Annotated in this window: 4 protein-coding genes; 3 read left to right on the forward strand and 1 reads right to left on the reverse strand. The window is 38.9% G+C overall.

Annotated features, from left to right (window positions below; translation table 11 throughout):
* Positions 1 to 181: 181 nt before the first annotated feature.
* Positions 182 to 259, forward strand: coding sequence for an SWIM zinc finger family protein (locus tag IM500_RS24470; RefSeq protein WP_353737095.1), 78 nt, complete (start codon positions 182 to 184; stop codon positions 257 to 259).
* A gap of 54 nt (positions 260 to 313) precedes the next feature.
* The gene (locus IM500_RS10055; protein WP_287738240.1) at positions 314 to 3,931 is read left to right on the forward strand and encodes a DUF7149 domain-containing protein; all 3,618 of its coding nucleotides are present in this window, start codon (positions 314 to 316) and stop codon (positions 3,929 to 3,931) included.
* Positions 3,932 to 4,382: 451 nt separating this feature from the next.
* Here the strand turns inward: IM500_RS10055 and tnpA are convergent, their stop codons facing one another.
* Positions 4,383 to 4,784 carry an IS200/IS605 family transposase gene (gene tnpA, locus IM500_RS10060; RefSeq protein WP_190722598.1) on the reverse strand — a complete coding sequence of 134 codons (402 nt, stop codon included), beginning with the start codon at positions 4,782 to 4,784 and terminating at the stop codon, positions 4,383 to 4,385.
* A 50-nt stretch (positions 4,785 to 4,834) separates the two neighbouring features.
* On the opposite strand from tnpA, the gene IM500_RS10065 reads away from it, so the two are divergent.
* Positions 4,835 to 4,936: helix-turn-helix domain-containing protein (locus IM500_RS10065; RefSeq protein ID WP_287738242.1), on the forward strand; the 102-nt coding region annotated here is incomplete at its 3' end.

The raw sequence follows: 4,936 nt of genomic DNA on the forward strand, positions 1-4,936 counted from the left end.
CCTACGGAATTATCCCTACGGAATTATCCCTACGGAATTATCCCTACGGAATTATCCCTACGGAATTATCCCTACGGAATTATCCCTACGGAATTATCCCTACGGAATTATCCCTACGATCTGAATTGTTGTTACGGTGATTATAAAATCGGCTCGATTTTTTTCTCAAAACCCTTGACAAATGGCGAGACTTGCTTTAGACTTTTTATATAATGGAAATCCGTGCGCCCATATATATATGGTTTTTGAGGGAAGATAAGAGAGAAAAAAATAGACTCCAAAACCGGGATGGGTAGGAATAAGGATATAAGGTATGAAGACAGAAAATTTCTCTCCCCGACAAGCATTAAACAAAGCATTCCTGAGAGTCAAACCGAGTCGTAGTCAGGTGGAGAAGTTTCAAACCCACCTAGAACAACTTTTGGGGAGTATAAACGAGACAGAATCGGAGGAGTTCCACAAAAACCTGCTTGCAGACTTTCTCAAACACAGCTACTATAGTCCCCAACATTTCATCAACACCAAGGGAAGGAATGATTTAGTCATCCATAATGGGAAAGAGTCGCGGGATTCCGTGGGGGTGATATTGGAAGTCAAGAAACCCAGCAATAAAAGCGAGATGCTGCGGAGAGACAAACTCAACTGTAAAGCATTACAAGAATTACTCCTCTACTTCCTACGGGAAAGAATAACCGAGAAAAACCTAGAGATAAAACACCTGATTGCTACCAATATATATGAGTGGTTTATCTTCGATGGGAATATCTTCGAGAGACTATTCGCACAAAATCAGGAACTTGTCAGACAGTTTAATGACTTTGAGACGGGGAGACTAACGGGAAAAACCACCGACTTCTTCTATAAACAGATAGGAGAACCCTTCCTGAACTCCAGACTCGATTCCCTGACATACACCCATTTTGACTTGCGGGAATACACCCAAACCATCCGGGAGGACGAACATAACCTTATCAGTCTCTATAAAATCTTTTCTCCCGAACACCTCTTAAAACTCCCCTTTGCGAACGATAGCAACAGTCTCGACAAAAACTTTTATAGTGAACTGCTGCATATCATCGGATTGACAGAGATAAAAGAGGGAGGGAAAAAACTCATCCAACGTCTGCAACCGGCAGCGCGTCAACCCGGTTCGCTGCTAGAGAACGCTATCAGTCAAGTAGAGAGTTTAGATAAAATCTCTCGTTTACCCAATCCCGAGGAATTTGGGGAGACGGAGGAGGAGAGACTATTGAATATCGGTTTAGAGTTAGGGATAACCTGGATAAATAGAATCCTCTTCCTCAAACTATTAGAAGCGCAGATAATTAGGTATCATCGGGGGGATAAATCCCTAGGGTTTCTCAATTTAGGCAAAATTGCCAACTATGACGACTTAAATCGCTTATTTTTCAGCGTTTTAGCCAAAAAACAGTCAGAAAGAAGCAAAGACATCCAGAATACCCATACTCAGGTTCCCTATCTCAACAGTTCCCTATTTGAACCGACAGACTTAGAACAATCAACCATAGTCATCAGTAACCTGCGTTCGGAGAATTTAGAGATTTTTGCGGGAACAGTCTTAAAGGATAGTCAGGGGAAAAAGCGAACAGGAGAAATCAACGCTTTAGCATACCTATTCGAGTTTCTCAATGCCTACGATTTTAGCAGCGAAGGTGGGGAAGCGATACAGGAGGACAATAAGACTCTTATCAATGCGTCAGTGTTGGGATTAATCTTCGAGAAAATCAACGGATATAAGGATGGTTCCTTTTTCACCCCCGGTTTCATCACTATGTATATGTGTCGGGAAACGATTCGACGCGCAGTGATAGAGAAATTTAACCAGAGTCAGGGATGGGATTGTCAGACAATCGAGGATGTATATAACCGCATCAAAGATAAAACGGCAGCCAATGCTATTATCAATAGTCTCAAAATTTGTGATCCTGCGGTGGGTTCGGGACATTTTCTTGTTTCTGCTTTGAACGAGATAATCGCGATTAAGAGTGAGTTACAGATTTTATTGGATAAAGAGGGGAAAACTCTCAGGGATTATCGGGTTGAGGTGGTGAACGATGAGTTAATCGTCACCGATGATGACGGTAATCTGTTTGAATATAATCCCCGCAACCGAGAAAGTCAGCGCGTACAGGAGACTTTATTTCAGGAAAAACAGCGTCTGATTGAGGGGTGTCTCTTTGGAGTCGATATCAATCCCAACTCGGTGAAAATCTGTCGTCTGCGTTTATGGATTGAGTTACTCAAGAATGCTTACTACAAAGCAGACAATGAGTTAGAGACGTTACCGAATATCGATATTAATATCAAGGTTGGCAATTCTCTGATTAGTCGCTTTGGGTTATCCAATGATTTACAAGTCTTTTCCCGCAAAAGTCGTTTAAGTATCGAGAGTTATAAGGATGCGGTGAGAGTCTATCGCAACGCAGAGGATAAATCGCAAAAGCGCGAGATGGAGAGATTGATAAGTGAGATTAAGAGTAGTTTTCGTCAGACTTTACAGGGAGATAATCCTCTGAAAAAGCGCTTGCGGGGTTTGGAAACGGATTTATATAGTCTAGAGAATCAAATTTTGTTATTTGAGGAGTCACCCAAGGAAAAGAAAGCGCGGGAAAGGAAGATTAGTCAGTTAAGGAATGAGATTGATAAATTACGTCCGCAACTAGAGGAGATTGAAAGCGGTAAGATTTATCATAATGCTTTTGAATGGCGCTTCGAGTTCCCCGAAGTTCTAGACGATAAGGGGAATTTTGTCGGTTTTGATGTGGTAATTGGCAATCCTCCTTATATAAGTATTGAAGATATAACTTGGGACCATAGAAGATTTTACGAAACCATTTATCAAACGGCTACTGGAAGATTTGACTTGTATTCTCTATTCATTGAGAAAGCAATGCAAATAAAACAGCCGACAGGTGTTTTCACTTACATTATTCCAGGAAAGTTTTTAAACAACAAACAATTTGTTACTGCTCGTGAAATTGTTTGCGATAATCACGGAGTTACGGTGGTAAAAATTGACGAAAAAGTATTTGAAGATGCACAAGTAAATAGTGTAATTGTAGAAAATTATCCCACTACAAAAGCACAATACAAAGCATTTAAAATCACAAGGCAAGAATTGCAACAGCTTTCAGAAACTGAAGTATCAAGTATCTTGAACGATAAGGAGATAATTTTTCGTTTAGAAATAAATACCAAATTTGATAACCTCATTGCTAAAATTGAGGCAGATACACTGAAATTAAAAGAAATTGCAGAAGTGAAAGACGGAATTGTTGCAGGTACAATCAAAGACATTTTGTTTATTGATAAAAAAATAGACAAAGACAGTCACAAACTTTATTTCGGTAAAAACCTTTCAAGATTTTATTTAGGCACAACTGATGTTTGGGTTAATTATAAACCCGAAGAGATGATGAAACAAGAAGTTAAAAGACAAGCGGGTAAAAGATCTGGTCTTTGGATGAGAGATAAAAAAATATTTGAGAGAGATAAAATTATTTACCGCAAAGTTGGGAAAGAACTCATCGCCACATACGCAGAAAAAGGGATTTACTATGAACAAACGATACATAGTTGCCATATCACAGACAAAAGATTTAAAACAAAATATGTTTTAGGACTTTTCAATTCCACCTTGTTCAAGTTCTATTATCAAAAAACAAATTCTCAAGGTGGTGATATTTTTCCACAAGTAAGAATTTCATCGGTAGAAAAGCTACCTATAAAACTTGCAGACAGTAAAACACAAGAAACAATTGAAACTCTTGTTAACCAAATTTTAGCCAAGAAATCAGAAGATAATTCTGCCGACACTAGCGAGTTAGAAAAAGAGATTGACAAAATAGTGTATGAATTGTATGGATTAAGCGAGGAAGAAATCAGGATAATAGAGGGAGAAATCAAATAAATATAAATGTAGGGTGTGTTAGCGAAGCGTAACGCACCCAAAAGCATCCCAAAGGACTGACAAAAATTTGATCCCCCTAAATCCCCCTTTTTAAGGGGGATTTAAATTTAATACATTTGTTCTTATGAACTCCCAATCGAACTTTAAAACCCATCTCCGCGCTTCCCCTATACCTTCCTCTTACCTATTGCAAGAGTGCCTTATCTCAACAAGTAATTTAAATTCAGTACAGCTTACACCCAAAAGAATCTCAACCAAAATGCTTGACAAAAGCCAAGACTTGACTTATACTTTTTATATAATGGGAATCCGTGCCTAAATATATATAGGGGTTCTCAGAGAAATTAACGAGCGAAAGAAATAGGGACGAAAAGGAAAGCTTTGCCGCAAGGATTAAAGCTGGTTTGGTTAGACTAACTTTATCGAAAATTTGGGTTAAAACCCCGTCGTTTTACGACGGCTTTTCCTGATTTTTGATGTAGGACTTAAGAACTTCCAGTGGCGCACCTCCTACAGAAGATACAAAATAACTGGGCGACCAAAGAGCGTCTTTCCCGTATGGCTTAGGATATCCAGCTTGTCCATACCTACGACTAGAGACTCCTTTTAAAGAATTGACCATTACAGAAATAGATAATTTCGGTGGATATTCAATCAATGCGTGGACATGATCGGACTCCCCGTTAAATTCCAATATCTGAAAATTCATTTTTTCCGCAACTTCCCTAAAAGAGTTTTCAACCAAAGTCAGACTTTTACCAGTAAAAACCTTACTTCTGTATTTTGTCACAAAGACCAAGTGTATCTTTAGATCGGAAACAGAGTTTCTTTCTTTTCGCAACTGACTTGACATTATTAACAGACCTAGTTAGAATAGAGTACAGACACAAATATCTTAAGCCAATGAAAGCGAGGTATCAATACCGCATTTTCCCAACACACCAACAAAAAAGGCTTTTGTCTCAATTGTTCGGGTGTGTGCGCGTTGTCTGGAACGATACCTTA

Origin of the sequence: Microcystis sp. M179S2 (genome assembly GCF_020245805.1) — a bacterium.
Classification (GTDB): Bacteria; Cyanobacteriota; Cyanobacteriia; order Cyanobacteriales; family Microcystaceae; genus Microcystis; species Microcystis aeruginosa.